Source organism: Tabrizicola sp. (genome assembly GCF_051645465.1).
In the GTDB taxonomy this organism is placed as follows: Bacteria; Pseudomonadota; Alphaproteobacteria; order Rhodobacterales; family Rhodobacteraceae; genus Tabrizicola.
This window is the reverse complement of record NZ_JBOFBI010000302.1, coordinates 1-4,372: the sequence shown is the minus strand read 5'-3', so window position 1 is coordinate 4,372 and position 4,372 is coordinate 1. Positions and strand designations below refer to the sequence as shown.

3 protein-coding genes are annotated in these 4,372 nt (G+C 64.5%); all 3 read left to right on the top strand.

The features are described from left to right. On the top strand, positions 1-1,152 hold a 1,152-nt coding region (locus ACRCSW_RS19510), incomplete at its 5' end, for a 3' terminal RNA ribose 2'-O-methyltransferase Hen1 (protein WP_438707315.1). Further along, the gene (locus tag ACRCSW_RS19505) at positions 1,152-1,952 is read left to right on the top strand and encodes a nucleotidyltransferase domain-containing protein (RefSeq protein ID WP_438707314.1); all 801 of its coding nucleotides are present in this window, start codon (positions 1,152-1,154) and stop codon (positions 1,950-1,952) included. The genes ACRCSW_RS19510 and ACRCSW_RS19505, both read left to right, overlap by 1 nt. A gap of 1 nt (position 1,953) precedes the next feature. Continuing rightward, positions 1,954-4,372: polynucleotide kinase-phosphatase (locus tag ACRCSW_RS19500; protein ID WP_438707313.1), on the top strand; the 2,419-nt coding region annotated here is incomplete at its 3' end.

Here is a 4,372-nt window from a genome sequence, read left to right as displayed (position 1 = left end):
GACCGCCCCTATGCGGCCAATTCGCTGCTTTCGGTCGCCCTGGGTCGGGCGATCGGGCAGAGCATGTCGGGCAAATCGAAGGATCGCCAGGCGCTGGCCGACCGCGCTTTGCCCTTCGCGATCCGCATCGTTCCGGTCGCCGTCTCGGGCGGGCTCGCGGTGATCGAAGAGCTCTTCGCGCCGCTTGGCTATCAGATCGAGGCAGCGCTGCTGGACGACAGCGGGCGCCGGTCCGTCTTTGACCTCACGCTGACCATCACCGCCCGGCTGAGCGATATCCTGAACCACCTCTATGTTCTGGTGCCCGTGCTGGACAACGCCAAGCACTACTGGATCGACAAGGCCGAGATCGACAAGCTCCTGACAAAGGGAGGCGACTGGCTTGCCGACCATCCCGCGAAAGAGCTGATCGCGCGCCGGTCGCTGAAACACCGCCGCAGTCTTGTGGAACAGGCGCTGGAACGGCTTTCGGAGACGGCGACTGTGGAGGACGAAGAGGCCCCGGTGACCAACTCCGGGGAAGAGCAGCTGGAGACGCCGCTCAAGCTGCACGACCTGCGTCTTGATACGGTGCGTGATGTCGTCTTGGCTTCGGGTGCGAAGACGATCCTCGATCTGGGATGCGGCGAAGGCAAGCTGATCCGGCGTCTTCTCAAGGAACGCGGGGTCGAGCGGGTTCTTGGCGTCGACCCGTCGATCCGGACGCTGGAAACCGCGGCGCGGCGGCTGCATCTGGACGAAGCGGGGGACCGGCTACGCCAAAGGGTGCAGTTGCAGCTTGGCAGCCTGACCTATGCCGATAGGCGCTGGCAGGGCTTTGATGCCGCAACCTTGGTCGAGGTGATCGAACACATCGACCCGCAACGTCTGTCGGCGCTGGAGCTTTCGCTCTTCGGCACCGCCCGCCCCCGGCTGATCGTCGTGACCACGCCGAACCGCGAATACAACGTGCTCTTCGAAGGCATGGAGCCGGGCTCGCTGCGCCATGGCGACCACAGGTTCGAATGGACCCGTGCCGAGTTTGAAACCTGGGCGCAGCGGGTGGCCGAGGCACATGGTTATGGGGTCAAGTTCCAACCGCTTGGTCCGGTGGACGACAACGTCGGAGCGCCATCGCAGATGGGCGTCTTCACGCGAGAGGGGAACGCCTGATGCTTCCTGCCTTCGTGCCCTTGATCGACACAGAAGTCCGCGGGGCCATTCTGGACAAGCTTGCCGAGATCGAGCGCGATCATGACGTGCGCATCCTCTTCGCCGTGGAAAGCGGCAGCCGCGCCTGGGGCTTCCCCTCGCCGGACAGCGACTACGATGTCCGCTTTGTCTATGCAAACCGGCGCGACTGGTATCTGACGCTGAACCCGGGCCGGGACGTGATCGAGCTGCCGATCTCGGCGGAGCTGGACATCAACGGCTGGGACCTGCGTAAAGCGCTGAACCTCCTTTTGAAGCCGAACCCGGTGATGCTGGAATGGCTGTCGAGCCCGATTCGCTACGGCTGGAGCGATGGCGCCTGTGCCGCGCTTATCGACCTTGCCCGCCGGATCACCCACCAGACCGCCTGCCGGTTCCATTACCTCAGCCTTGGCGAGGGGCAATGGCAGAAGCATGTCGGCGAGGCTGACGAGGTCAACTTCAAGAAGTATTTCTACATCCTGCGCCCCGCACTGGCCTTGCGGTGGCTGCGGTTTCATCCGTCTCGGCTGCCGCCGATGAACCTTCAGGACCTTGTGGCCGGTCTCGATCTCGATCCGGCCACGACCGGCAGGATCGGCGAGCTGCTGGAGGCGAAGTCGCAGGCCAAGGAAATCGGCACCGGTGCCCGGATTGCGGAAATCGACCGGCTCATTCTGTCCGAGTTCGCCATGGCCAAAGAGGCACCGCCCGAAAGCGATCGCGACGACCATCGCGGCGCAGCCGATACGCTGTTCCGGCATCTGGTTGGAGGTGCCTGACATGAAAATCTCGATCCCCGACTTCTCGCTCGTCGTCCTTGTCGGCCCCACCGGTTCCGGCAAGTCGAGCTTCGCGCGGAAGCACTTTCTGGAAACCGAGATCATCTCGTCCGATGCCTGCCGGGCCGTCGTCTCGGATGACGAGACCGATCAGGCGGCCAGCGGCGATGCGTTCGAGCTTTTGCGCCTGACCGCTGGTATCCGTCTGCGCCGCCGCAGGCTGACGGTGATCGACGCGACCTCGGTCCAGCCTCGCGACCGGGCGGAACTGGTGCAGCTTGCGCGGCAATACCATGCCTTGCCGGTCGCGTTGGTCCTGAACATCGACGCCGACCTCTGTCATGAGCGGAACAAGGGCCGTGCGAACCGCGATTTCGGCCCGCATGTCCCGCGCAACCACTCCCAAGCGCTGCGCCGCGGTCTTCGCGGGTTGCAGAAAGAGGGGTTTCGCCAGGTCCAGATCATGAACTCCCCCGCCGAAGTCGATGCGCTCACGATCGTGCGGGAACCGCTCTGGACCGACCAGCGCGGCGATCACGGCCCCTTCGACATCATCGGCGACATCCACGGCTGTTTTGACGAGCTGACCGCCTTGCTGGCGCGTCTTGGCTATCAGGTCGATCCCTACCAGCCAGGCGAAACCCTACTGAGCGCGCGGCATCCGGAAGGCCGGAGAGTCCAGTTCCTAGGCGACATCACCGATCGCGGCCCGCGCAATGTCGATTGCCTGCGCCTGGTCATGGGGATGTGTGCCGAGGGCACTGCGCAATGCGTCATGGGCAACCACGACTTCAAGCTGTCCAAGTTCCTGAAAGGCCGTGACGTCAAGCTCAACCACGGGCTTGACCTGACGGCGGGGGAACTCGCGGCCTGCTCGGAGGCCTTTCGCAAGAAGCTCAGCGACTTCGTCTATGACTTGCGGTCGCATGCCTGGCTGGCGGGGGGCAAGCTGGTCGTCGCCCACGCTGGCTTGAAGGAAAGCATGCACGGGCGCGGCTCGGCCGAGGTGCGCAGTTTTGCGATGTTCGGCGAAACGACGGGCGAAATCGATGAATTCGGTCTGCCCGTCCGGCTGGAATGGGCCCGCGATTATCGCGGCACGGCGGATGTCGTCTTTGGCCATACGCCTACGCTCGAGGCCGAATGGTTGAACAGCACGATCTGCATCGACACCGGCTGTGTCTTTGGTGGCAAGCTCACTGCCCTGCGCTGGCCGGAAAGGGAAACTGTCTCGATCCCCGCCGCACGCCAGTACGCCGAGCCTGCGAAGCCCTTGGGCGGCGAGACACCGCGCTCGGCCCAGCAAGACAACGACCGCCTCCTCTACTTCGACGACTACGCCCGAAAGCTCAGGATCGAAACCCGGCTCGGCGGCACGGTGATGATCCCCGAGGAAAACGCACTCGCGGCGCTTGAGACGATGAGCCGTTTCGCCATTGATCCGCGCTGGCTGATCTATCTGCCACCCACGATGGCGGCCTGCCCGACGGCGCCCTCAGGTCCGTTTCTGGAACATCCCGAACAGGCGCTGGACTTCTATGCCAGTCGGGGCGTCACCGAACTGGTCGTCGAGGAAAAACACATGGGCTCGCGCGCCCTGATCGTGGTTGCCCGCGATGCAGCGGCGGCGGCGGCACGGTTCGGGGTCGAGGATGGCAAGGCGGGCGTGATCTGCACCCGCACCGGTCGCCCGTTCTTCAACGACGATGCGCTTGAGGCCGAACTCGTGGCCCGGATTGGCACCGCAGTTGGCGCGGCTGGGCTTTGGGATACCCTCGCCACCGACTGGCTGCTTCTCGACGCCGAGCTGATGCCCTGGTCCGCCAAGGCGCAAGAGCTGTTGCTCAAGCAGTACCGCCCCACAGTCGCCGCCGCCCGGACCTCGGCCGAGGCGCTGATTGCCGCGCTGGACCAAGCGCGGCACATCGAAGCGACCGATCCCTTGCGCGCCCGCGCCGAACTCCGCCGGACGAACGCGGTGGCCATGGGACGCACGATCGACGGCTATTGCTGGGACGCGACCACAATCGAAGACTACCGGATCGCCCCCTTCCACATCCTCGCCGCTGAGGGTCGGGTTCTGACCGATCGCCCGCATGTCTGGCACTTGGAGACCCTGGCCAGCCTTTGCGCCAGCGACAACATCTTGCGCGAAACCGGATGGAAGCTGGTCAACCCCACATCTGACGCCGACCGCAAGGACGTGGTCGACTGGTGGACCGCCCATACCGGCTCGGGCGGCGAAGGCATGGTCATCAAACCCAATGCCTTCATCGTGAAAGGAGACAAAGGTCTGATCCAGCCAGCCATGAAAGTGCGCGGACGCGACTACCTGCGCATCATCTACGGTCCAGACTACGACCTGCCCGAGAACATCGAGCGGCTGCGCAAACGCGGCCTCATGCGCAAGTTCTCCCTAG

Excerpts from the sequence above, each read along its gene's own strand:
- ACRCSW_RS19505 (WP_438707314.1), top strand. The coding sequence starts at position 1,152 with ATGCTTCCTGCCTTCGTGCCCTTGATCGACACAGAAGTCCGCGGGGCC.